The 22,230-nt window shown below is 73.2% G+C and carries 20 protein-coding genes and 1 pseudogene; 10 read left to right on the top strand and 11 right to left on the bottom strand.

What is annotated here, in order from left to right:
* Window positions 1–5 precede the first annotated feature (5 nt).
* The 4 genes from ruvB to NR072_RS04910 all read right to left on the bottom strand — a co-directional run bounded on the left by ruvB (window position 6) and on the right by NR072_RS04910 (window position 3,194).
* Window positions 6–1,028: a Holliday junction branch migration DNA helicase RuvB gene (gene ruvB, locus NR072_RS04925; RefSeq protein ID WP_036317944.1), complete on the bottom strand. Its 1,023-nt coding sequence runs from the start codon at window positions 1,026–1,028 to the stop codon at window positions 6–8.
* Complete coding sequence (gene ruvA / locus NR072_RS04920) at window positions 1,025–1,669, bottom strand: Holliday junction branch migration protein RuvA (RefSeq protein ID WP_036317942.1); 645 nt, start codon at window positions 1,667–1,669, stop codon at window positions 1,025–1,027. The genes ruvB and ruvA overlap by 4 nt, the downstream gene beginning before the upstream one ends.
* A gap of 80 nt (window positions 1,670–1,749) precedes the next feature.
* The gene (gene ruvC / locus NR072_RS04915; RefSeq protein WP_036317938.1) at window positions 1,750–2,385 is read right to left on the bottom strand and encodes a crossover junction endodeoxyribonuclease RuvC; all 636 of its coding nucleotides are present in this window, start codon (window positions 2,383–2,385) and stop codon (window positions 1,750–1,752) included.
* A 47-nt stretch (window positions 2,386–2,432) separates the two neighbouring features.
* Window positions 2,433–3,194 (bottom strand): YebC/PmpR family DNA-binding transcriptional regulator, encoded by a 762-nt coding sequence (locus tag NR072_RS04910; RefSeq protein ID WP_036317934.1) that lies wholly within the window; start codon window positions 3,192–3,194, stop codon window positions 2,433–2,435.
* 99 nt (window positions 3,195–3,293) lie between these two features.
* Between NR072_RS04910 and NR072_RS04905 the strand changes: the two genes are divergently transcribed.
* Window positions 3,294–5,387, top strand: coding sequence for a M3 family metallopeptidase (locus NR072_RS04905; protein WP_036380983.1), 2,094 nt, complete (start codon window positions 3,294–3,296; stop codon window positions 5,385–5,387).
* Window positions 5,388–5,393: 6 nt separating this feature from the next.
* Here the strand turns inward: NR072_RS04905 and NR072_RS04900 are convergent, their stop codons facing one another.
* Window positions 5,394–6,794, bottom strand: a complete 1,401-nt coding sequence (locus tag NR072_RS04900; protein ID WP_020627847.1) for a S9 family peptidase — start codon at window positions 6,792–6,794, stop codon at window positions 5,394–5,396.
* 87 nt (window positions 6,795–6,881) lie between these two features.
* Between NR072_RS04900 and msrB the strand changes: the two genes are divergently transcribed.
* From msrB to NR072_RS04880, 4 genes are all read left to right on the top strand, one after another.
* Window positions 6,882–7,397 carry a peptide-methionine (R)-S-oxide reductase MsrB gene (msrB, locus tag NR072_RS04895; RefSeq protein ID WP_020627848.1) on the top strand — a complete coding sequence of 172 codons (516 nt, stop codon included), beginning with the start codon at window positions 6,882–6,884 and terminating at the stop codon, window positions 7,395–7,397.
* Window positions 7,398–7,472: 75 nt separating this feature from the next.
* On the top strand, window positions 7,473–8,087 hold the full coding sequence (locus NR072_RS04890; RefSeq protein ID WP_020627849.1) for a DUF3000 domain-containing protein: 615 nt from the start codon (window positions 7,473–7,475) through the stop codon (window positions 8,085–8,087).
* A gap of 71 nt (window positions 8,088–8,158) precedes the next feature.
* Window positions 8,159–9,409, top strand: coding sequence for an HRDC domain-containing protein (locus tag NR072_RS04885; RefSeq protein ID WP_036382839.1), 1,251 nt, complete (start codon window positions 8,159–8,161; stop codon window positions 9,407–9,409).
* Window positions 9,410–9,485: 76 nt separating this feature from the next.
* Complete coding sequence (locus tag NR072_RS04880) at window positions 9,486–11,657, top strand: 3-hydroxyacyl-CoA dehydrogenase NAD-binding domain-containing protein (RefSeq protein ID WP_036317899.1); 2,172 nt, start codon at window positions 9,486–9,488, stop codon at window positions 11,655–11,657.
* Between the two features lie 41 nt (window positions 11,658–11,698).
* On the opposite strand, the gene NR072_RS04875 is transcribed toward NR072_RS04880, so the two are convergent.
* Window positions 11,699–12,355, bottom strand: a complete 657-nt coding sequence (locus tag NR072_RS04875; RefSeq protein WP_036382836.1) for a hypothetical protein — start codon at window positions 12,353–12,355, stop codon at window positions 11,699–11,701.
* Between the two features lie 94 nt (window positions 12,356–12,449).
* Between NR072_RS04875 and NR072_RS04870 the strand changes: the two genes are divergently transcribed.
* A complete protein-coding gene (locus tag NR072_RS04870; RefSeq protein ID WP_256836360.1) occupies window positions 12,450–12,962 on the top strand; it encodes a Rieske (2Fe-2S) protein in 513 nt (170 codons plus the stop codon).
* A gap of 7 nt (window positions 12,963–12,969) precedes the next feature.
* Here the strand turns inward: NR072_RS04870 and NR072_RS04865 are convergent, their stop codons facing one another.
* Genes NR072_RS04865 through dxs form a run of 4 tightly spaced genes read right to left on the bottom strand, consistent with a single transcriptional unit; the run spans window position 12,970 to window position 16,807 of the window.
* Entirely contained in the window at window positions 12,970–13,299 is a 330-nt protein-coding gene (locus NR072_RS04865) for a PLD nuclease N-terminal domain-containing protein (protein ID WP_020627854.1), read from the bottom strand.
* Entirely contained in the window at window positions 13,299–14,273 is a 975-nt protein-coding gene (locus tag NR072_RS04860; RefSeq protein WP_020627855.1) for an aldo/keto reductase, read from the bottom strand. The genes NR072_RS04865 and NR072_RS04860 overlap by 1 nt, the downstream gene beginning before the upstream one ends.
* 3 nt (window positions 14,274–14,276) lie before the next feature.
* Complete coding sequence (locus tag NR072_RS04855; protein WP_044659996.1) at window positions 14,277–14,795, bottom strand: hypothetical protein; 519 nt, start codon at window positions 14,793–14,795, stop codon at window positions 14,277–14,279.
* The gene (dxs, locus tag NR072_RS04850) at window positions 14,792–16,807 is read right to left on the bottom strand and encodes a 1-deoxy-D-xylulose-5-phosphate synthase (protein WP_241247657.1); all 2,016 of its coding nucleotides are present in this window, start codon (window positions 16,805–16,807) and stop codon (window positions 14,792–14,794) included. Before dxs ends, NR072_RS04855 begins: the two co-directional genes overlap by 4 nt.
* Before the next feature lie 501 nt (window positions 16,808–17,308).
* Here dxs and NR072_RS04845 point away from each other — a divergent pair.
* The 4 genes from NR072_RS04845 to NR072_RS04830 all read left to right on the top strand — a co-directional run bounded on the left by NR072_RS04845 (window position 17,309) and on the right by NR072_RS04830 (window position 21,274).
* Entirely contained in the window at window positions 17,309–17,896 is a 588-nt protein-coding gene (locus NR072_RS04845) for a YdhK family protein (protein WP_163721322.1), read from the top strand.
* 89 nt (window positions 17,897–17,985) lie between these two features.
* On the top strand, window positions 17,986–20,121 hold the full coding sequence (locus NR072_RS04840; protein WP_036382829.1) for a heavy metal translocating P-type ATPase: 2,136 nt from the start codon (window positions 17,986–17,988) through the stop codon (window positions 20,119–20,121).
* Window positions 20,122–20,132: 11 nt separating this feature from the next.
* Window positions 20,133–20,468 carry a metal-sensitive transcriptional regulator gene (locus NR072_RS04835; RefSeq protein WP_270618289.1) on the top strand — a complete coding sequence of 112 codons (336 nt, stop codon included), beginning with the start codon at window positions 20,133–20,135 and terminating at the stop codon, window positions 20,466–20,468.
* A gap of 182 nt (window positions 20,469–20,650) precedes the next feature.
* A complete protein-coding gene (locus tag NR072_RS04830; protein WP_044659994.1) occupies window positions 20,651–21,274 on the top strand; it encodes a CueP family metal-binding protein in 624 nt (207 codons plus the stop codon).
* 336 nt (window positions 21,275–21,610) lie between these two features.
* Here NR072_RS04830 and NR072_RS04825 read toward each other — a convergent pair.
* Window positions 21,611–22,230 (bottom strand): annotated as a pseudogene (locus NR072_RS04825) (IS5/IS1182 family transposase); the annotation flags it as partial.

Here is a 22,230-nt window from a genome sequence, read left to right as displayed (position 1 = left end):
GGGCGTCACGGCCCCGGCGTGGCCTCCGGAGCGGCGAGGCCCAGGTGCTCCCAGGCCCCCGGCAGCGCGACGCGGCCACGGGGGGTCCGCGCCACCATGCCCTCGCGGATGAGGAAGGGCTCGGCCACGGTCTCCACGGTCTCGGCCTCCTCCCCCACGGCGGTGGCCAGCGTGCTGAGCCCCACGGGCCCGCCGCCGAACGTGGTGCACAGGGCCGTGAGCACGGACCGGTCGAGCCGGTCCAGGCCGCGCCCGTCGACCTCGTACATGTCCAGGGCGGCGGCGGCGTCGTGCGCGCCGACCTCGGCCAGCCCCTTCACGAGCGCCCAGTCCCGCACGCGGCGCAGCAAGCGGTTGGCGATGCGCGGGGTGCCGCGCGAGCGCCGGGCGATCTGCCGGTACCCCTCCGTGGCCAGCCGCATGTCCAGCAGCAGGGCGGAGCGGCGCAGGACGCGCTCGAGCTCCACCTCGGTGTAGAAGTCCAGATGGCCCGTGAAGCCGAAGCGGTCGCGCAGCGGCCCCGGCAGGAGGCCGGCCCGCGTGGTGGCGCCGACGAGCGTGAAGGGCGGCAGCTCGAGCGGGATCGAGGTGGCGCCGGCGCCCTTGCCCACCACGATGTCCACCCGGAAGTCCTCCATGGCCATGTAGAGCATCTCCTCGGCCGGGCGGGACATCCGGTGGATCTCGTCGAGGAAGAGCACCTCGCCCTCGGTGAGCGAGGACAGGATGGCCGCGAGGTCGCCCGCATGCTGGATCGCGGGGCCGGAGGACAGCCGCAGGGGGGCGTTCATCTCCGCGGCCACGATCATCGCCAGCGTGGTCTTGCCGAGCCCGGGCGGACCGGAGAGCAGGACGTGGTCCGCGGCGCGGTCGCGCAGCCGGGCGGAGGCGAGCATGAGGTCCAGCTGCTCGCGCACGCGCATCTGGCCCACGAACTCGTCCAGGTGCTTGGGGCGCAGCGCGGCCTCGAGCCGACGCTCCTCCGGGTCGACGGCCGCCGCGGACAGCGGCGAGGACTCCGCGCTCATCGCCCGCCTCGCACAGAGCCGGCCATGCCGACGTCGCGCAGGGTGGCACGCAGCAGCGCGGCGACGTCGCGGCCCTCGTCCAGCTCCGGGCGGGCCGCCACGGTGGCCTCGACGGCCTTGAGCGCCTCCTTCTCGGACCAGCCCAGGCCGGCCATCGCCTGCACGACGTCGGCGTGCCAGAGCGCCTCGACGGTCGGCTCGGCGCTCGCCTCGGCCTCCGCCTCGGGCACCGGCTCCCCGGTGGGCGCGAGGCGGCCGGAGAGCTCGACGATGATCTTGCGCGCCATCTTCGGCCCGATGCCGGGCACGCGGGTGAGGGTCTTCTCGTCCTCCTCGGTGACCGCCCGGCGCACGGTCTCGGGGTGGTGGACGGAGAGGATCGCCAGGGCGAGGCGGGGACCCACGCCGTTGGCCGTGATGAGCACCTCGAACACCTCGCGCTCGTCGCGGTCCGCGAAGCCGTAGAGGGTCAGGGCGTCCTCCTTGACCACGAGGTGGGTCTGCACCGCCCCCGGCCGGCCCTCGTGCAGGGTGGCCAGCGTCTGCGGGGTGGCGGAGAACTGCACACCCAGGCCGCCGACGGCGATGACCGCCCGGTCGAGGGCCACGTGCTCGACGGTGCCGCTGAGCGAGGCGATCATGAGGGGCCCTCCTGTCGGGACGGACGGACGCCGGTCGGCGCGGATTCGAACATATCATCGAACGCCGGCCCGGCAGCGGCCTACCGGCGTCGCCCGCCGCCCGCCGAGCGCTCGGCGTCGAGCCAGGCCCGCTGCGCGGCGGTGAGCTGGCCCCGCGGGCGGGCGCGCGCGGGCGCCTTGGCGGCGAACTGCGAGCGCCCCGCCCGGGAGGCGAGGTCCGCGGTGTCGAGGCCGGTCTGGCCGGCGGCCGCGCCGAGGGCGGTGCCGCGCCAGCCGTGGGCGATGGCCAAGGCGAGGGCGTCGGCCGCGTCGGCCGGGCGCGGCGGGGCGTCGAGGCGGAGGATCCGGGTGACCATCGTGGTGACCTGCTCCTTGCCCGCATCGCCGTGTCCGGTGACGGCGGCCTTGACCTCGGAGGGGGTGTGCAGGCCCACGGGGACGCCGGCGCGCGCGGCCGCGGCGATCGCCACGCCCGCGGCCTGGGCCGTGCCCAGCACGGTCGGCGTGTTCGTGTTCGCGAACATGCGCTCGACGGCGGCGCGATCGGGCCGGTGCGCGGCGAGGACCGCGGAGACGGCCTCGTCGATGCGCAGGAGGCGCTGGTCCAGGGGGGCGGTGGGCGGGGTGCCCGTGACCTCGACGTGGACGAGCGCGGCCCGCCGTCGCGCGTCCACGTCCACCACGGCGATCCCGCAGCGGGTGAGCCCCGGGTCCACCCCGAGGATCCGGACGACGTCGGCGGGCCGGCGCGCGCTCAGCGCGATCAGTCCTCGTCGAGCTCGGCGAGGACCTCGGGGGCGATGTCCACGTTCGAGAAGACGTTCTGGACGTCGTCGAGGTCCTCGAGGGCATCGGCCAGCTTGAGGAAGGTGCGGGCGCCCGACGCGTCCAGGTCCACCTTCATGGTGGGGACGAACTCGAGCTCGTCGGACTCGTACTCCACGCCCGCCTCGTCGAGGGCCTTGGCCACGGACTGCAGGTCGGAGGGGTCCGAGAGGATCTCGAAGGAGTCGCCGGAGACGACGACCTCCTCGGCGTCGGCGCCGCCCTCGAGCACGGCCTCGAGCAGGCCGTCCTCGGTGTTGCCCTCGGCGGGCAGGCGCACGAGGCCCTTGCGCTCGAAGAGGAAGGAGACGGAGCCGGAGTCGGCCATGGTGCCGCCGTTGCGGGTGACGGCCGCGCGCACGTCCGCGGCGGCGCGGTTCTTGTTGTCGGTCAGGCACTCGACCAGCAGCGCCGAGCCCTGGGGGCCGCGGACCTCGTACATGATCTCGGCGTAGTCGATGACCTCGCCGGTGAGGCCGGCGCCGCGCTTGACGGCGCGGTCGATGTTGTCGTTGGGCACCGAGGCCTTCTTGGCCTTGGACACGGCCAGGTCGAGGGCGGGGTTGCCGGCGACGTCGGGTCCGCCGGCACGTGCCGCGACCTCGATGTTCTTGATGTACTTCGCGAACGCCTTGGCGCGCCGCGCGTCGATGACGGCCTTCTTGTGCTTGGTGGTCGCCCACTTGGAATGTCCTGCCATCACGCCTCCTCAGGTCTGGATCTCGTCTGCTGGCTCGACCGCCCAGTCTAGCGACGCCCGGTGGGGTGGCGCGGATCACGGCTGACTACACTCGCGCCCATGACCCACACCTCCGCGCCCTCCGTCCTGCCCGCCGACCACCCGCTGGCGACCCCCTCCGACCTGCCCTACGGGCTGCCCGACTTCTCCGCCGTCTCCGACGCGCAGCTGGCCGAGGCCGTGCGCGCGGGGATGGCGGCCCAGCGCGCCGAGGTCGACCAGATCCTCGGGGCGGCCACGGCGCCGACCTTCGAGAACACCGTCCGTGCGCTCGAGCTGTCCGGCCAGCTGCTGCGCCGCTCCGCCGCGATGTTCTTCACGCTCGTCGGCTCGGACGGCACGGATGCGCGGCAGGCCCTGGCCGAGGAGCTCTCCCCCGAGCTCGCGGCCCACGAGGACGCGATCCTGCTGGACCCGCGGCTGGCGGCGCGCGCCGCTTCGATCGACGACGGCGGCCTCACGGGCGAGGACGCCCGCCTGCTGGAGACGCTGCGCCTGCGCCTCTCCCTGGCGGGGGCGGACCTGGACGAGGCCGCGCGCGAGGAGCTGCGCGGGATCAACACGGAGCTGGCGTCCCTCTCGGCCGCCTACACGCGCCGCCTCGTCGCGGACACCGCCGCCCGCGCCGTGCTCGTCACGGACCGCGAGCGCCTGGCCGGTCTGAGCGAGGACGACCTGGCCGCGGCGGCGGGGGCGGCCGCCGAGGCGGGGCACGGGGACGGGGACGCGGCGGCGGGCCCGTGGCTGCTGACGCTGTCCCTGTTCACGTCGCAGCCGTGGCTGGCGTCCCTGCAGGACGAGGGGATGCGGCGCGAGGTGTTCGAGGCGTCGACGGGCCGGGGCGGGTCCGGGGAGCACGAGACGCTGACGACGGCGATGGCGATGGTGCGGCTGCGGCTGCGCAAGGCGCGGCTGCTGGGGGCGCAGAGCTGGGCCGAGCAGGCGCTGAAGGACCGGGCGGCGCCGTCGACGGCGGCCGTGGAGGAGCTGCTGGCCGCGATGGCGCCGCGGGCGATGGCCAACGCGCGGGCGGACGCGGCGACGGCGGCGGCGCACGCGGGCCGGACGGACGCCGAGGTGGCCCCATGGGACTGGCCGGCGCTGTCCGCGGCGTACGCGCGGGAGGAGTTCGCGGTGGACGCGGACGCCCTGCGCCCGTACTTCGAGCTGGACCGGGTGCTGACCGAGGGCGTGTTCGCGGCGGCGACGGCGCTGTACGGGCTCACGTTCGCCGAGCGCCCGGAGCTGGCGCGGCACCTGTACCGCCCCGGGATCCGGGTGTTCGAGGTGACGGGTGAGGACGGTGCCGGGGTGGGTCTGTTCGTCGCGGACCTGTTCGCGCGGCCGACCAAGTCGGGCGGTGCCTGGATGCACACGGTGCGGGACATGGCGGACGCCCTGGGCGAGCGCCCGGTGGTGTTCACCACGATGAATGTGCCGGCCCCGGCGGCGGGGCGTCCGGCCCTGCTGACGCTGGATGAGGCCACGACGCTGTTCCACGAGTTCGGCCACGCCCTGCACGGGCTGCTGGCCCGGGGCGAGTACGCCTCGCTCACCGGGACGAACGTGCCGCGCGACGTCGTCGAGTTCCCGTCGCAGGTCAACGAGGTGTGGCTGCGCGAGCCGTCCCTGCTGGCCGCGTACGCGCGGCACGTGGAGTCGGGCGAGCCGCTGCCGGCGGGGACGCTGGAGCGGCTCGAGGCGGCGGACCTGTGGGGCGAGGGGCACCGCACGGTCGAGTATTTGGGCGCGGCGCTCGTGGACTGGGCCTGGCACTCGCTGACGGAGGAGACGGTGGACGCCGCCACGGCCGACCCGGCCGCGTTCGAGCGCCGGGTGCTGACCGAGGCGGGCATCGACCCGGACCTGGTGCCTCCGCGCTACGGCACCGGCTACTTCAAGCACATCTTCGGCGGCGGCTACGCGGCCGGGTACTACTCCTACGTGTGGGCCGAGGTGCTGGACGCGGACGCCGTGGAGTGGTTCCGCGAGCACGGCGGGATGACGCGGGAGAACGGCCGCCGGTTCGCGGACGAGCTGCTCTCGCGGGGCGATACGCGTGACCTGCTGGAGTCCTACCGCGCGTTCCGTGGCCGGGACGCCGAGCTCGAGCCGCTGCTGCGCCGTCGGGGGCTGGCGGACGCCGCGGCCTGAGCGCGGTCAGCGCCCCCGGCCGCCGGGGCGGGGGGCGCTGAGCACGGCGCGCAGCCAGCCGCGCACGGTGGTGTCCCACTTGCGCGGGTCCACGTTCTGCTCGCGGGTGTGGCGGGCCTGGTGGAAGCGGACGAACCGCACGAGGTCCGGGTTGCGCTCGGCCAGGTCCTGCGAGGGGCCGACGGGCACGTACTCGTCGTCCTCGGAGTGCAGGATCAGCGTGGGCACACGCACGTGGTCGGCGCGGGTCACCCAGTCCAGGGCCTTGAGGTCCACGGGGGCGGCCAGGCCCGTGATGAACCGGCCGGCCCGGTTGGCCAGCAGCCACTGGCCGAGCAGGCCCACGGCTTCGGGGATCCGGTTGAGCCGGGCCTGGTGGCGCAGCACGTCCACCCAGTCGATGACGGGGCCCGTCAGGACCACGCCGCGCACGTGCGGGGCCAGCGGGGAGCGGTCCACGGTCTGCAGCACCACGGCCCCGCCCATGGACCAGCCGAAGAGGACGACGTCCCGGGCGCCGTGGTCGAGGGCGTAGCGGATGGCCGCCTCGACGTCCTCCCATTCGGTGGTGCCGAGCCCGTAGCGGGCGTCGGCGGCGTCCGGGGCGTCGCCGTCGTTGCGGTAGGAGATCAGCAGCGACGTCATGCCCAGGCGGCGGGCGGTCGGCACGGCGCGGATGCCCTCGTTGCGGCGCGCACCGCGGCCGTGGACCATCACCGCCCACAGCCCCTCCGCGGGACGGGGTTCGCCGTCCTCGCTGGGGTCCGGCTCGATGCGCCATGCGCGGGCGTGGCCGCCGGGCACCGGCACCTGCACGTCCTCGGCGTCGAGCCCGGCGTCGGCGGGGGTCGGGTAGACGAAGCCGGTGAACCGGCCCCGGGTCGCCGTCGTCAGATCGCCGGAGAAGACCTCCTCGACCGCGCGCTGCACCGTGCCGTCCCGGGGGTCGAAGGAGGTGATCTCCCCGATGCGGGCGCATCCGGCGCCGTCGTCGAACGTGAGGGAGTACTGGCCGGGCACGGTGGTGTACTCGTCGGCCTGCAGGATCACGTCCTGCCCGGCGGGCGTGTCGACGACGGCGAGGATCGGCGTGGACTCGGCGTGGCGGCGCACGGGGGTCACCACGGTGCGGGCGAACACGCCTGCGAGCGCCGAGCTCGCCCCGGCCAGCACGAAGGCGGAGGCCGCGGCGACGCTGAGCACGGGCGGGGCCCAGCGGGCCACCGGGGAGGCCACGGCCACGCCGCCGCGCACCGATCCGGTGACTCCGCGGCGGACCAGGCGGCCCGCTCGGCGGACGCGGGAGTCGCGACCCCCGGCCCGCCGGGCTGCCACGGTGACGGCGGCGGCCAGGGCGGGCGGCAGGTCGGCGGGGTGGGGACGGGGACGGCGGGGTCGTGCGGCCATGCGCGCCATTGTCCTCCACGGGCGGGCGCGCCCGCCAATGCGACGCCGGTCGGGAACACGACGGCGCTCCGGACCGTTGCACCGGGCATGACCGAGACTCCCCACACCCCCCATGACGGCCCCACCCCCGACCCCGCGCGGGACGTCCCCGCTCCCGAGCAGACCCTGGCCGCCCCGGGCGGCGCCCGCCTGACGGACGAGGAGTGGGCCCGACGGCTCACGCCCGAGGAGTTCCAGGTGCTGCGCCGGGCCGGCACGGAACGGCCCTTCACGGGCGAGTACTGGGACTCGCACGTGAAGGGCGTGTACGCGTGCCGGGCGTGCGGATCCGAGCTGTTCCGCTCGGACGAGAAGTTCGACGCGCACTGCGGCTGGCCCTCGTTCTTCGCACCGCTCGCGGAGGACCGGGTGGAGTACCTGAAGGACACCACCCTGGGCATGGAGCGGATCGAGGTGCGGTGCGCGGCGTGCGGCTCCCACATGGGTCACGTCTTCGCGGGCGAGGGCTATGACACCCCCACGGACCTGCGCTACTGCATCAACTCGATCTCGCTGCGCCTGGCCCCCGCCGACGACGCGGCGGCCCCGGACGGGGCGCGCTGATCCGGTGCGGGAGCGCCGTGGCGTCCACGGCGCGCCCCCGCGGCCCGCTGGGCCCCGCAGCCTAGGCTGACGGGCATGAGCGTGATCGGGCCCCGTCGCCTCTCCGCCGCCCCCGGGGCGGTCGAGGCGCCCGTGCCGCCGGGGGTGTTCCGGCGTGCCCTGGCGGACCTGCGCGATGCGCGGCCACGGACCGAGGTGCGGCTGCGGGAGATCCCGGCACCCGAGGGGCAGGCGCCCTTCGCCGTCGCCCTCGCCGCCGACGTGTGCGACGGGCCGGGCGCGACCGGCGGCGTGCTGGCCACGGGGCGGTTCGTCCTCCTGCACGACCCGGCCCCGGACGCCCGGTGGCCGGGAGGCTTCCGGGCGGTGACATGGATCCGTGCGAGCCTGGAACCGGACGTCGCACTGGACCAGCTGGCCGGCGCCGTCGCGTGGACGTGGCTCGTGGAGGCGCTCGAGCGCCGCCACGCCGAGCACTCCCACGCCGGCGGCACCGCGACGCGCAGCATCGCGGAGGGCTTCGGGACGCTCAGTGCGGCCCCGGACACCACCGACATCGAGCTGCGCGCCTCGTGGACCCCGGCCCCGCGGGACCTCGGCTCGCATCTCGAGGCGTGGTCGGACATGATCTGCGCGTTCGCCGGTCTGCCGCCCGAGCACGCCGCGGACGTCCACACGGCCGGCCCCTGACCGCGCGCCCGCGCCTCCGACACACCGGGCCCCGGCCCGTCCCCGCCCCGACCTCCCCGAACAGGAGCAGCATGACCGACGCCCCCGAGACGGCCGCCCCGGACGCGCCCCCGCGGCTGATCGCCACACCGGCCGGTGGAGTCCCCCGGCTCACCGACACCCGCGCGGGCCTGGAGGCCTGCGCCGCGGCGCTCGCCGCGGGGACCGGGCCCGTCGCCGTCGACGCGGAGCGCGCCTCCGGGATCCGGTACGGCCAGCGGGCTATGCTCGTCCAGCTCAAGCGCGAGGGCGCCGGCATCTGGCTCGTCGATCCCGAAGCCCTCGACGGGCTGGCCCCGCTGCAGGAGGCCCTCGCGGGCGTCGAGTGGATCCTGCACGCGGCCAGCCAGGACCTGCCCTGCCTGGCCGAGCAGGGGCTGCGCCCCGATCGGCTGTTCGACACCGAGCTCGCGGCCCGGGTGTCCGGCCTGCCGCGCGTCGGCCTGGCCGCGGTCCTGGAGGAGCTGCTGGGGGTCACCCTCGCCAAGGAGCATTCGGCCGCCGACTGGTCGGTGCGTCCGCTGCCCGAGGCGATGCTCACCTACGCGGCGCTCGACGTCGAGCTGCTCGTCCCGCTGCGCGAGGCCCTGATCGCGCGCCTCGAGGCCGACGGCAAGCTCGCGTGGGCCGAGCAGGAGTTCGAGCACGTGCGCACGGCCCCGCCGCCCACGCCGAAGAAGGACCCCTGGCGCGGCACCTCGGGCTCCCAGACGCTGCGCCGCCCCGTGCAGCGCGCGGTCCTCAAGCGCCTGTGGGAGGCCCGCGAGGACCTCGCCCGCCACCGCGACGTCGCCCCCGGCCGGCTCATCCCGGACCGGTCGATCGTCGCCGCCGCGGCCGCCCAGCCGCGCACCGTCCCCGCCCTGCGCCAGACCTCCGGCTTCCACGGCCGCGCCGCGAGCCGCGAGGCCCCGCGCTGGATCGCCGCGATCCGGGCCGGCGTCGAGGACGCCGAGCGGGACGACGCCCCCGCGGCGCAGATCCGCACCGGGGACGGCCCGCCCCCACCCCGGGCCTGGAAGGACCGGGACCCGGTGGCGGACCGCCGCCTGCGCACGGCCAAGGCCCGCGTCGCCCGACGGGCCGAGCAGCTGGGGATGCCCACCGAGAACCTCCTCACCCCGGACACCCTTCGGCGGATCTGCTGGACCCCGCCCGCCCCGATCACCCCCGAGACCGTCGACGCGTTCCTGACGGAGCGGGGCGCGCGCCCGTGGCAGGTGGAGAACGTCGGCGCGATCGTCACGGTCGCGCTCCTCGACCCCGATCCCGCCGGCGCCTGAGCCCCCGACGCGGCCGGCCGGATCGGTCCGTCGCGTCGCGTCGACGCCGAGGCTACTCGCCGGTAGTGTGACCCGCATGACATCCGTTTCTCTTGCTTCCTTCGACCACCTGCCCGCCCTGGCCCCGGATGAGGTCGTCACCACCGTCACCGTGACCGACCACGCCCTGCCCGATGGCGCGGGCACGCTCGCGCTGCTCACGCTGGACAACGGGCAGGGACCCCGCCGGCCCGCCACCCTGGGCCCGGCCACGCTCCTCGGCCTCGGCCGGGTGCTCGACGAGCAGGCCGCCCGGGCCGCCGCGGGCGCGATCCAGGCCCTGGCCGTGACCGGTGTGGAGGGGACCTTCGCGGCCGGGGCGGACCTGTCCCTGATCGCGGGCCTCACCGACGACGTCGGCCGCGACCTGGCCCTGCTCGGCCACGCCGTCTACGACCGGCTCGCGGCCCTCGAGATCCCCACGGTCGCGCTCGTGAACGGCCTCGCCCTCGGCGGCGGCCTCGAGCTGGCCCTGGCCGCCGGACACCGCGTGGTGGCCGCCGATGCGAAGGGCTTCGGCCTGCCCGAGGTCCGGCTCGGCCTGATCCCCGGCTGGTCCGGCGTGTGGCGCGTGCCCCATCTGATCGGCCCGGAGGCCGCCGTCGACGTCGTGCTGAAGAACCCCCTCGACGACAACCGCATGCTCGACGCCCGCGCGGCGCACGGGCTCGGCCTGATGGACCGGATCGTGGAGGGGGACCTCCTCGACGCGGGCCTCGAGCTCGCCGCCGCCCTGGTCGCCGGGGACGAGTCCGTGGCGGCCGAACTGGCCGCCCACCGCGACCGCGACGTGTCCGACGCCGCCTGGGACCGCGCCCTGGCGGCGCTGGAGCGGCTGCAGGCCGCTCGCCCCGGACGCCACCTGCCGGCGCGCCGTCACCTGGAGGACCTGTTCACCGGCGCCCGCACGCGCACCCGCGCCGAGTCCGCCCAGGCCGAGGCGGACGCCCTCGGGACGCTGCTGCACTCCCCCGAGTTCCGGCGCACCGTGTACGCGTTCCTCGGCCTCGTCCAGGGCCGCGCCAAGCGCCCCGCCGGCGACCCGGGCCGCGAGCTCGCCCGCGAGGTCCGCAAGGTCGGCATCGTCGGTGCGGGCCTGATGGCCGGCCAGCTCGCCCTCGTCTTCGCCCGGCACCTGCGGGTGCCCGTCGTGATGACGGACATCGACGCCGAGCGTGTCGAGCGCGGCCTGGCGGGCGTGCGCGCGCAGGTCGAGAAGATGGTCTCCCGTGGACGGCTCTCCGCCGAGGACGGCGAGGCCCTGGCCGGGTTGATCACCGCGGACACGGACAAGGCGGTGTACGCGGACGCCGACATCGTCATCGAGGCCGTCTTCGAGGAGCTCGAGGTCAAGCGCACCGTCTTCCGCGAGCTCGAGGGCATCGTGCGTGAGGACGCCATCCTGATGACCAACACCTCGAGCCTGTCCGTGGCCGCCATGGCCGAGGTCCTCGAGCATCCCGAGCGCCTCGTGGGCTTCCACTTCTTCAACCCGGTGGCGGTCATGCCGCTCGTGGAGATCGTGCGGACCGAGGCGACGACGGACGAGGTCGTGGCCACCGCGTTCGAACTGACCCGCCGGCTCCGCAAGACCGGCGTGCTCGTCCACGACGCCACCGCGTTCGTGGTCAACCGCGTCCTGCTGCGCATGATGGGCGAGGTGCAGAACTCCTTCGACGAGGGCACCGACGCGCACGAGGCCGACCACGCGCTGGACCCGCTGGCCCTGCCGATGACGCCGTTCACCCTCCTGGCCATGGTCGGCATCCCCGTGGCCCAGCACGTGTCCGAGTCCCTCTCCGCGTCCTTCGGCGCGGAGCGCTTCCCGGTCTCGGCGAACCTGCAGCGCCTGATCGACGCCGGCAAGACCGCGATCTGGGCCAAGGACGTCCGCCCCGACCGGCGCGACGAGGAGGCCGCCGGCGCGACCGGCGAGCAGATCCCGGAGGCGACCGCGGCCCTGCTGGAGCAGGGCTCGACCCCGCAGACCTCCGAGGAGCTGCTGCGCCGGGTCGAGGACGCGCTGGCCGAGGAGATCGGCCTGCTCCTGGACGAGCGCGTCGTCGCGGCCCCCGAGGACGTGGACCTGTGCATGATCCTCGGCGCCAACTGGCCCCTGCACCTGGGCGGCATCACGCCGTACCTGGACGACTGCGGGGCCGCCGAGCGGGTGAACGGGCGGCGCTTCCACCCGGCCGCGCAGGCCTGACCGGCCCCGGCCGGGCCGTCCGCGACGGCCCGGCCCACGGCTCAGGCGATCGGCAGCCCGGCGAACGTCACCACGTGCGCGTCGAGCCCGGCGGTCGCCGCGGCCTGGTCGGCCACGGGGGTCGAGGCGGTGCCCCCGCCCCAGTCGGAGGCGACCACGGCGCCCTCGCGCACGAGGTGCGCCCCCAGCTCCACGCCGTCCGCGACGACGGCCACCCGCACGTCCGACCCGCCCGCGTCCGCCGGGCGCAGCTCGGCGCGGGGCACGCGCAGCCCGCCCTGCAGGGGCGAGGCCTCCTCGAGCCGGTCCACGGCGAGCGGGCCTTCGGCGGCCACCCGCGCGAGGAGGAGGTACTCCGCGTACGAGGGCAGCACCGCGGCGTCGATGCCGGCCCGCTCACGGTCGATGCGCACCCGCTGGGCTCCGGCGGAGTCCTCGTGGGTCGTCCATGCCCAGCCGTCCCCGTCGGGCGTGAAGCCGACCTGCGTCTGGGCGAGGTAGCGCTCGGGCAGTCCACCGCGGGCGGCGCGCTGGGCGGGCGTGGGGGCGAAGCCCATGCGGGTGGTCAGCACGCCGTCCTCCAGCACCCGGTGCAGGAAGCCGACGTGCACGTCGTCGAGGGTCACGGCCTCCCACCGCTCGAAGGGAGTGAGGTCGAAACGGGCGGCGCCGGTGGGGCGCGGGGCGGGGTGGGTCACGGCGGTGCTCCTGGGGCTCGGGGGTCCGTCCCCCCGATCCTCGCACCCGTCGGGCCCGGTCGCATCCGCCCTCGCCACGGGCGATAATGGGTCGATGACCACGCAGGACTCCCCCCTCACCCCGAACTCCTCCCGGTCCGGCTGCTGCGACGACCACGCCCGCCCGGACACCTCCCGCCGCACCGTCCTGGGCCGCGGCGCCGCCGTCGCCGCCGCGGGTGCCGGCACACTCGCGCTGGCCGGCTGCACGGACCGGCTGCGTGAGAAGGACACCGCGCAGGACCACTACACCGGCTCCGACGCCGTCGACGCGCTGCCCGCCGCCGAGCTGCCCGTGGGCGCCTCCCGGGAGGTGCAGGTGCAGGGTAGGACGCTGATGATGCATCGCGTGGACGAGACCACGGTGACCGCCTTCACCAACGTGTGCACGCATCAGGGCTGCCTGCTCCAGGTCGTGGACCGGCAGGAGGGCCCGGCCTACGTCTGCCCCTGCCACGGCTCGCACTTCGACGTCACCTCGGGGAAGCCGTTCGGCGGCCCGGCCCGCAAGGCCCTCATGGACTACGACGCGGCCGTCGTCGACGACCGCATCGTCGTCAAGCTCTGAGCCCGGCTCATTCCTCCGGCGCGCCGTAGCGCCGGCGCGGGGGCACCACGACGGCGGAGCGGTCGTTGGGGTCCCACGCCGGCTGCTCGCGCCGCCGCGCCGGGTAGTAGCGGTGCCGCCACCAGAACCAGATGAGCGCCCCCAGCACCGGCAGCAGCAGCATGAGGCCGACCCACGGCAGGCGCGCCCGGGCGTCCAGGGGGCTGCGGCCCAGCGAGACGAAGCCGGCCACCCACAGCGCACCGGCCACGACGGACACGGTCCAGCCCAGGGCGGCCTCCCCCGGCGTCGGCACGAGCGGGGTCGCGGCGGCCGCGCCGGTCAGCGCGCCGGCCATCAGAAGAGCGCGACCTTCTCCGGGCCCGGGAACAGGGCGTCCAGCTCGGCCAGGTCCTCCGCGGTGGCGAGCCAGTCGGCCGCCGCCGCGTTCTCCACGACCTGCTCGGCACGGGTGGCGCCGGCGATCACGGAGGACACCGGTCCCTGCGCCGCCAGCCACCCGATCGCGGCCTGGACCTCGGTGATCCCCCGCTCCCGGGCGAACCGGCCGAACGCGGCCAGCTGCTCCAGGTCGGCGTCGGCCACCATGTGCTGGCGCACGTGGGACAGGCGCGAGCCCTCGGGGGCGTCGCCCTGCGAGTACTTGCCCGTGAGCAGCCCGTTGGCCAGCGGGAAGTACGGCAGGACGCCGAGCCCGAACTCGGCCGCCGCCGGGACCACCTCGAGCTCGGCCCGGCGGTCCAGCAGGTTGTAGTGGTTCTGCGCGGACACGAAGCGCTCCACGCCCAGCTCGCGGGCCACGTACTCGGCCTGGGCGATCTGCCACCCGGCCCGGTTCGAGTGGCCCACGTAGCGGACCTTGCCGGCGCGCACGAGGTCGTCGAGCGCGCGGAGGGTCTCCTCGATGGGCGTGGCCGGGTCCGGGGTGTGGAACTGGTAGAGGTCGATCCAGTCGGTGCCGAGGCGGCGCAGGGAGTCCTCGACGGCGCGCACGATGTACCGGCGGGAGCCCCGCGCGCCGCCGTCGTCGCCGGCGACACCGCCCATGTCCATGCCGAACTTGGTGCCGATCACCACCTCGTCGCGGCGGGCGCCCAGGGCGCGGCCGAGCCGCTCCTCGGACAGGCCGGGCTCGGCGCCGTAGACGTCGGCGACGTCGAAGAAGGTGATGCCGGCGTCGAGCGCGGCGTGGACGACGGCGTCGGTGCCGGCCTGCTCCAGCGTGGCGGTGCCGGGGCGGCCGAGGTTGTTGCAGCCCAGGCCGACGACGGAGACGGTCAGCCCGGAGCGGCCGAGACGGGTGTGGCGCACGGGTCAGCCCTCCTGCTCTGCGGTGCGGACGTCCACCTTGTTCGGCTGCACGCCGTCGGCGCGCTTGGCGGCCGCCGGGATCTCGGCGGCGGCCTTGCGGGCGTGGGGGGTCCGGACGCGCAGCACGAGGGCACCGGCCTCCTCGACGACGTCCTCGACCTCGCCAAGACCGCGCCAGGCCAGCTGGTGGGTCACCTCGACGCGCAGCCGTTCCACGGTGCGCCGCTCGATCACCGTGGCCTCCCGGCCGCGGAGCCGGTAGGCCACCGGCAGCACGGCGAAGGTCGCGGGGTCCGCCTCGGCGAAGCCCTCCTCCGCGCCCTGCGCCACGAACGCGGCCAGCAGCTGATCACCCTCGGCCTGGTCGGCCAGGGGCTGCTCCCCGACGGTGCCGGGCTGGCCGACCCGGCCGTGGTGGACCACGAACTCCCCGGCCTCCGCGTCGGCCCATGCCTCGCGGTACTCGAAGAGCCGGGCGCCGTCGTCGCCGACGCGATCACGGTACAGCCGGACGATGCTCATGCCTGCTCCTGGTGGTGGGGGGCGGCCGCGTCCTCGGGGACGGGCCGGGCGTACGGGACCTTGGCGCCGAGGACCTGGGCGACGGTGTCCTGGGTGATGCGCTGCGCGGTGAGGCCCACGCGGGCCAGCACCTGCTCGCGGCTGCCGTGGGCGAGGAACTCGACCGGCAGGCCGACCTCGTTCAGGGCGGTGTCCACGCCGGCCGCGCGCATCTCCTGCCGGATCCGCGAGCCGACGCCGCCGGCCCGCACCCCGTCCTCGAGGCACACGACGATCCGGTGGCGGGCGGCCGTGTCGATCACGGACCGGGCCACGGGCAGGACCCACCGCGGGTCGATCACCGTGGCGCTGATGCCGTGCCGCTCGAGCCGTTCGGCGACGTCGAGGCCGAGCTCGGCCATCGCGCCCACCGCCACGATCAGCACGTCCCGCTCGGCGCCGTCGCGTCCGCCGGCCTCGCCCCGCCGGGCGAGCACGTCCGTGCCGTCCGACAGTCGCTCCAGGGCACGCACCGGCTCGCCGACCGAGCCCTTCGCGAACCGCACCACGGTGGGCGCGTCCTCGACGGCGACGGCCTCGCGCAGCTCCTCCCGGAGCGTGTCCGCGTCGCGGGGCGCGGCGATCCGCAGCCCCGGCACCGACTGCAGCAGGGCCAGGTCCCACATGCCGTGGTGGCTCGGGCCGTCCGGCCCGGTGACGCCCGCGCGGTCCAGCACGAACGTCACGCCCGCACGGTGCAGGCCCACGTCCATGAGCACCTGGTCGTAGGCGCGGTTGAGGAAGGTCGCGTAGACGGCCACCACGGGGTGCAGACCGCCGAAGGCCATGCCGGCGGCCGAGGTGACCGCGTGCTGCTCGGCGATGCCGACGTCGAACACCCGGTCCGGGTGGGCCAGCGCCATCGGGGCCAGGCCCACGGGGTTCTGCATGGCGGCGGTGATGGCCACGACGTCCGGCCGCTCATTCGCGATCGCGAGCATCTCCTCGCCGAACACGGAGGTCCAGGACTGGGCCGTGGACGAGGTGATGGGCTCGCCCGTGGAGGGGTCGATCACGCCGATCGCGTGGAACTGGTCCGCCTCGTGCGCGACCGCCGGTGCGTAGCCGTGCCCCTTCTCGGTCATCGCGTGGACGATCACGGGCCCGCCGTACGCCCGCGCGTCCTCGAGGGCCTCCTCCATGGCGGTGAGGTCGTGACCGTCCACCGGGCCGATGTACTTCATGCCCAGGTCCTCGAACAGGCCCTGCGGCGCCCAGAGGTCCTTGAGGCCCTTCTTCGCCGCGTGCAGCGGCCGGTACACCAGCTCGCCCGCGAGGCCGGCCTCCTGGAGGCGGCGCTTGAGGTAGTCGAGGGTCTGCTCGTAGCGGTGGTGGGTGCGCACCTTGTCCAGCACCCCGCGGCGCAGTCCGCCCAGGTGCTCGGCGACGCCGCCCACCGTGGGCGCGTACGAGCGGCCGTTGTCGTTGACGACGATCACCACGCGCCGGTCCCGGCCCGCGGCGATGTTGTTGACCGCCTCCCAGGCCATGCCCCCCGTGAGTGCGCCGTCGCCGATCACGGCCACCACGGTGCGGTCCCCCTGCCCGGTCTGCGCCCAGGCCCGCGCGATGCCGTCCGCCCAGGAGAGCGAGCTGGAGGCGTGCGAGGACTCCACCACATCGTGCTCGGACTCCGTGCGGTCACCGTAGCCGGACAGGCCCCCCTCCTGGCGGAGCGTCGTGAAGTCCTGGCGTCCGGTGAGCAGCTTGTGCACGTACGACTGGTGACCCGTGTCGAAGATGACCGCGTCCTTCGGCGACTCGAAGACGCGGTGCACGGCCAGCGTCAGCTCGACGACGCCCAGGTTCGGTCCGAGGTGGCCGCCCGTCTTGGAGACGTGGGCGATCAGGTAGGCGCGGATCTCCGCAGCCAGCGCGGTCAACTGGTCCTCCGTGAGGGCCGACAGGTCCGCCGGGCGGGCGATCTGCGGCAGCAGCGGGGCGCCGGGGCTCGTGGGGGGCAGATGTTCCATGGTGCGACCAGCCTACTCCGCGGCTCCGCACCCGGGCGGGACGCCGGCGGCGGCCCGCGCGGGCGGGCCCCGTGGATCAGGCCTTCGCGGCGATCTGACGGAGCACGTACTGAGACATGCTTCGCTCTGCCTGGCGATAGTTGCACAGCTTCCGTCGGCTCTCAGGATCCCTGTCTCGATGGGACACCCGACGATGCAACCGGACAAGACCAATTTCTCTTGGGTGATCGACGGTACTGGGATCGTCTTCTCACCACGGTGATGTTCACGAGACGACGCAGCCGATCCCGTCACGACGGCGAGCGAGGTGAGCCCGTCCGTTCGGGCCTCGATTCCATCTGCGACCAGGGCCGCCGAGCCGATGTTCTCCATCGCAGCCTCAGCGCTGCCACCCCGGGTCGACTGGATCTTGGCCGGGCGATTCCACGCCCGCCGATCGACATCGACTTGATACCCGGGAGGGGTATAGCGTTGACTGGACCAGAACGAACAGGAGACTTCATGCGCAAGCACCTCATGACCACCGTCGCCGCAGGAGTGCTCGGAGGAGCGCTCGTGTTCACCGGCTGCAGCACCGGCGGCGGCCAGGACCAAGGGACCCCCTCGACGACCAGCCAGCACGAGGGCCACGACAGCAGCTCTGACAGCGGCGGGATGGAGCATCCGATGGACGGCGGCCCCGCCCCCGAGGGCATCGAGACGGCTGCGTCGCCCACATACCCGGTCGGCACCGAGGTCACGCTCACCGCCGACCACATGGAGGGCATGGACGGTGCGAACGCGACGATCGCCGGCGCGTACGACACGTACACCTATGCGGTGGACTTCACGCCGTCCGCAGGCGGGGAGCCGGTCAAGGATCACAAGTGGGTCGTCCAGCAGGAGATCAAGGACGCCGGAGATGAACGTCTGGCTGACGGCACCGAGGTCACTCTCGAGGCCGAACACATGGAAGGCATGAAGGGCGCGAAGGCGACCATCGCCTCCTCCACCGAGGAGACCGTCTACATGGTCGATTACGAGTCCGACGGCATGACGATGACCAACCACAAGTGGGTCGTCGAGAGCGAGCTCAAGCCGGCCTCCTGAGCCGATCGCCGCGGGCGCGCTGAAGGTCCGCGGCGAAATACGACCCGATCGAAGGAAAGATCGGGGAATGACGAGGGGAAGCGAAGAGCATGACGGACCCGACCACGCATCACCATGACCACGCCGGCGTCGCGACCACCGAGTCCGGCCACCGTGACGACTCGCGCGCCGAGAACGAAGACCACACCATGGAACACGGTGACCACGCCGGGCACGGTCATCACGGCGGTGGTCACGCGGGCCACGGCGACCACGTCGGCCAGTTCCGGCGGCTGTTCTGGATCAACCTGATCATCGCCATCCCGGTGGTCGCGTTCTCCCCCATGTTCGCCATGCTCCTGGGCTACTCGGTCCCCAGCTGGGCGGGCTGGGTCGCCGCAGTCCTCGGCTCCGTCATGTACGCCTGGGGCGGCACCCCGTTCCTCACCGGTGCTGTCAGCGAGCTGAAAAGCCGCCAGCCGGGGATGATGCTGCTCATCGCGCTCGGCATCACCGTAGCGTTCCTCGCCTCCTGGGCCGCCACTGTCGGTCTCGTCCACCCCGAGCTCGAGTTCTGGTGGGAGTTGGCGCTGCTGATCGTCATCATGCTGCTGGGCCACTGGATCGAGATGCGCTCACTGGCCCAGACCACCTCGGCGTTGGACTCCCTCGCCGCGCTGCTCCCTGACGAGGCTGAGCGTATAGAGGGAGACGACGTCGTCAAGGTCGACCCGGCAGAGCTGCGCGTCGGCGACGTCGTCATCGTCCGGCCTGGCGGCAGCGTCCCCGCCGACGGCACCATCGTCGACGGCCGCGCCGACATGGACGAGTCCATGATCACCGGCGAATCACACCCCGTCGCCCGCGGCGAGGGCGAGAACGTCACCGCCGGCACCGTGGCCACCGACTCCGGCCTGCGCGTAGAGATCACCGCCACCGGCGACGACACGGCTCTGGCGGGCATCAACAGGCTCGTCGCCGAGGCGCAGGGCTCATCCTCCCGTGCCCAGCGCATCGCCGACCGGGCTGCGGCCCTGCTGTTCTGGTTCGCCCTCGGAGCTGCGCTGATCACCGCCGTCGTCTGGACGCTCTTCGGGCTCCCCGACGACGCGGTCGTTCGCACCATCACTGTCCTCGTCATCGCCTGCCCCCATGCGCTGGGTCTGGCGATCCCTCTGGTCGTGTCCATCGCCACCGAGCGCGCCGCCCGCGGCGGCGTCCTGATCAAGGACCGCCTCGCCCTGGAGTCCATGCGCCAGGTCGACGCGGTGCTCTTCGACAAGACCGGCACCCTGACCAAGGGCGAGCCCACCGTCACCGGCGTGGAGCCGACCGGCGGCCTGAATGCCGAACAGCTCCTCGCCCTGGCCGCCTCCGCCGAGGCCGACAGTGAGCACCCCCTCGCCCGGTCCATCGTCACCGCCGCCAAGGAGAAGGGCCTCGCCGTCGAACCGGCCAGCGGGTTCACCTCCTCCCCGGCGGTCGGCGTCACCGCGACGGTGGCCGACCATGAGATCCGCGTCGGCGGACCCCGTCTGCTCGAGGAGACCGGCCAGGACGAGATCGGTGTCGCCGACGAATGGCGGGCAGAGGGTGCGATCATCCTGCACGTCCTCCGCGACGGCAAGGTCATCGGCGGTCTCAAGCTCGCCGACGAGGTTCGCCCAGAGTCCCGCGACGCCGTCGATGCGCTCCATCAGCTCGGCGTCGAGGTCGTCATGATCACCGGCGACGCGGAAGCCGTGGCGAACGAGGTGGGAAGAGAGCTCGGCATCGACCGGGTCTTCGCCGGCGTCCGCCCCGAGGACAAATCCGCCAAGGTCGACCAGCTGCAGAAGGAGGGCAAGAAGGTCGCCATGGTCGGCGACGGCGTCAACGACGCCCCTGCCCTGGCCCAGGCCGACGTCGGCATCGCCATCGGGGCCGGCACCGACGTCGCCATCGCCTCTGCAGGTGTCATCCTCGCCAGCTCCGACCCGCGTAGCGTCCTCTCGGTCATCCAGCTCTCCCGTGCCGCATACCGTAAAATGAGGCAAAACCTGTGGTGGGCCGCAGGGTACAACTTGCTCTCTGTGCCGCTCGCGGCTGGCGTGCTCGCACCCGTCGGCTTCGTCATGCCGATGTCAGTAGGCGCGATCCTGATGTCGATCTCCACCGTCGTCGTCGCGCTCAACGCCCAGCTGCTGCGTCGCATCGACCTCGCCCCAGATGCCAGCACCCGCTCCGTCCTGGAGCACCAGAAGTGAAGGACGCACTCGTGACCACTGAAACTGCAGCCGATGAGACCGGTGCCGACACCGGAGCCCATCGGCACGGCTACATCAGTGACAAGGACCGTTACCGCAACCGCATGAAGCGCATCGAAGGCCAAGCCCGCGGCATCACGAAGATGATCGACGACGAAAAGTACTGCATCGACATCCTCACCCAGGTCTCGGCCCTCACCCGCGCCCTGCAGGGAGTGGCGACCGGTCTGCTCGATGACCACCTCAAGCACTGCGTGCTCGACGCCGCCAAGAAAGGCGATGAAGACGCGGCCATCGCCAAGATCCAGGAGGCCACCGACGCCATCAATCGCCTCGTGCGCTCCTGACACCATCCGATTTCGTCAACACAGGGTGCCTCGGACCGGTGGGCCCCAGATCAGGACAAGGCTCTTGATGTCTCCGGGCAGGCGTGCTTTGCACGTCGTCGCGCCCTTGGCACCGGCGAACTCGGGATGCCTTCTGTCTAACCTGACGACATGAACACGTTCACCTGAGAAAAGAGTTGGGCATGCCACTTGCCATTGTTGCTCCGATCCAGTCCTCCAGGAGCCGCCTGAGGATCTGCGCGGCCTTGACCGGTCTGGCGACCAGCGCCGTCCTCCTGCTCAGCGGCTGTGCTGATGCGGGACCGTCCGCTGATGCAGGATCCGATCACTCACTGGTGGTCGAGCACAATCTAGACGGATTGAATGCTCGCGAGATCATCAAGCGCCTCGACTCAACGAAGGTGACAGATCGCTCGTCTGAATTCATCGCGTCGATTGAACCGGACCAGCTTGTACTGACCGACGACCAGAACAATCAGACCACCCTGCCGATGCCAGAAGACGAATTCTACGTCTCTATCGCCCCGTATCGCAGCCAGACTCACGAATGCTACTTCCACAGCCTCACGACCTGCACCGGCGAACTCGCCAATACTGACGTCCACGTCACCGTGGTCGAGGCGACGTCCGGGGAGACCCTCCTCGATGAAACGCTGACGACGTACGACAACGGATTCGTCGGGGTCTGGCTGCCGCGTGGAATTGACGCTACTCTCACTGTCTCAGCTGAAGGCCGCACCGCGAAAAAGGCCATCTCGACCCGCCCCGACGACCCCACCTGCTTGACCGGTCTTCAGCTGGTTTAAGGCCCAGGTCTCATGCTCCTCTGCAGCGCCGACAGATCAGGCGTCGAGACGTCCCATCCTTGGACTCCCACAGGGTCTCGGCGTCCCGATGTGAGGATTCGCCCGAGAGCCGGCTTCAGAGTCATCGCAGGGCATCACCAGACCGGGCTGAAGCCTCGTCGACCAATATCAACCAGTGCCAACTGAAGAGCACTACATCGCTCACTCTGTTTCACGATGTGCATTTCGGGGGATCCTCTCTGTCCAGGTCCTCACGCTCATACCTGCCGGTGCTGAGCCTCGCCGAGCTTCTCGAGCACTTGACCTGGATCGTCGATCAGTTCGAACACGCCACTCGGGCGTGTCCGACAATGCCGTCGACCACGCGAGCACAGCATTCAGGACCACGGCAGCCCAGTACACGATCGCGTACTCGTCGTACCTGCTCGCCAGGCCCGGCCATTGCTTCAGGTGCGCGTCCTGGCGCTCGATCACGTTCCGGCCCGTGTAAGCCTCCGAGTCCAGGCCCACGGGTCGGCCGCCGGCCGAGCCGCGGCGTCTGCGGTGGCCCTGCTGGTCAGCCGGTTGGGGAGAACGGCCTTGATGCCACCGGCGCGCAGATGGGTGCCGATCGCCCGCGATGAGTACGCCCTCTCGCCCAGCACCGTCGACCAGCTGATGGGTCTTCGTGCTCAGCCCGCTCCGTGAGCGCCCGAGGCCGTGATCGGCGGGCTCTTCACGCGGATTCCTTGTCGTTCGATCCAGCCCCTCTGAGCCGGGTGGTGTTCCTCGCGTGCTGATGGGCGCGGGCGATCGTGGAGTCGACCGAGACCGACCAATCGATCAGGATTTCGGCATCCGCTGCAGGTGGTCCGTGTTGCCAGCACCGTGTCCCAGGTGCCCTCTTCGGCCATGCGGCCGTGTGTCAAGGGCCATTGAGTTCTGCCCATAGGCGGCCAGTGTTTCTTCCCGCTGGT

The organism is Micrococcus sp. Mcc89, assembly GCF_024519795.1.
Classification (GTDB): domain Bacteria; phylum Actinomycetota; class Actinomycetes; order Actinomycetales; family Micrococcaceae; genus Micrococcus; species Micrococcus luteus.
This window is presented reverse-complemented; position numbering and strand designations above follow the sequence as displayed.

Bases quoted from the DNA above. Each gene is read 5' to 3' on its own strand.
- ruvB (WP_036317944.1), bottom strand. From the start codon at position 1,028: ATGAGCGCGGAGTCCTCGCCGCTGTCCGCGGCGGCCGTCGACCCGGAG.
- ruvA (WP_036317942.1), bottom strand. From the start codon at position 1,669: ATGATCGCCTCGCTCAGCGGCACCGTCGAGCACGTGGCCCTCGACCGG.
- NR072_RS04910 (WP_036317934.1), bottom strand. From the start codon at position 3,194: ATGGCAGGACATTCCAAGTGGGCGACCACCAAGCACAAGAAGGCCGTC.
- NR072_RS04905 (WP_036380983.1), top strand. From the start codon at position 3,294: ATGACCCACACCTCCGCGCCCTCCGTCCTGCCCGCCGACCACCCGCTG.
- NR072_RS04900 (WP_020627847.1), bottom strand. From the start codon at position 6,794: ATGGCCGCACGACCCCGCCGTCCCCGTCCCCACCCCGCCGACCTGCCG.
- msrB (WP_020627848.1), top strand. From the start codon at position 6,882: ATGACCGAGACTCCCCACACCCCCCATGACGGCCCCACCCCCGACCCC.
- NR072_RS04890 (WP_020627849.1), top strand. From the start codon at position 7,473: ATGAGCGTGATCGGGCCCCGTCGCCTCTCCGCCGCCCCCGGGGCGGTC.
- NR072_RS04885 (WP_036382839.1), top strand. From the start codon at position 8,159: ATGACCGACGCCCCCGAGACGGCCGCCCCGGACGCGCCCCCGCGGCTG.
- NR072_RS04880 (WP_036317899.1), top strand. From the start codon at position 9,486: ATGACATCCGTTTCTCTTGCTTCCTTCGACCACCTGCCCGCCCTGGCC.
- NR072_RS04870 (WP_256836360.1), top strand. From the start codon at position 12,450: ATGACCACGCAGGACTCCCCCCTCACCCCGAACTCCTCCCGGTCCGGC.
- NR072_RS04865 (WP_020627854.1), bottom strand. From the start codon at position 13,299: ATGGCCGGCGCGCTGACCGGCGCGGCCGCCGCGACCCCGCTCGTGCCG.
- NR072_RS04855 (WP_044659996.1), bottom strand. From the start codon at position 14,795: ATGAGCATCGTCCGGCTGTACCGTGATCGCGTCGGCGACGACGGCGCC.
- dxs (WP_241247657.1), bottom strand. From the start codon at position 16,807: ATGGAACATCTGCCCCCCACGAGCCCCGGCGCCCCGCTGCTGCCGCAG.
- NR072_RS04845 (WP_163721322.1), top strand. From the start codon at position 17,309: ATGCGCAAGCACCTCATGACCACCGTCGCCGCAGGAGTGCTCGGAGGA.
- NR072_RS04840 (WP_036382829.1), top strand. From the start codon at position 17,986: ATGACGGACCCGACCACGCATCACCATGACCACGCCGGCGTCGCGACC.
- NR072_RS04830 (WP_044659994.1), top strand. From the start codon at position 20,651: ATGCCACTTGCCATTGTTGCTCCGATCCAGTCCTCCAGGAGCCGCCTG.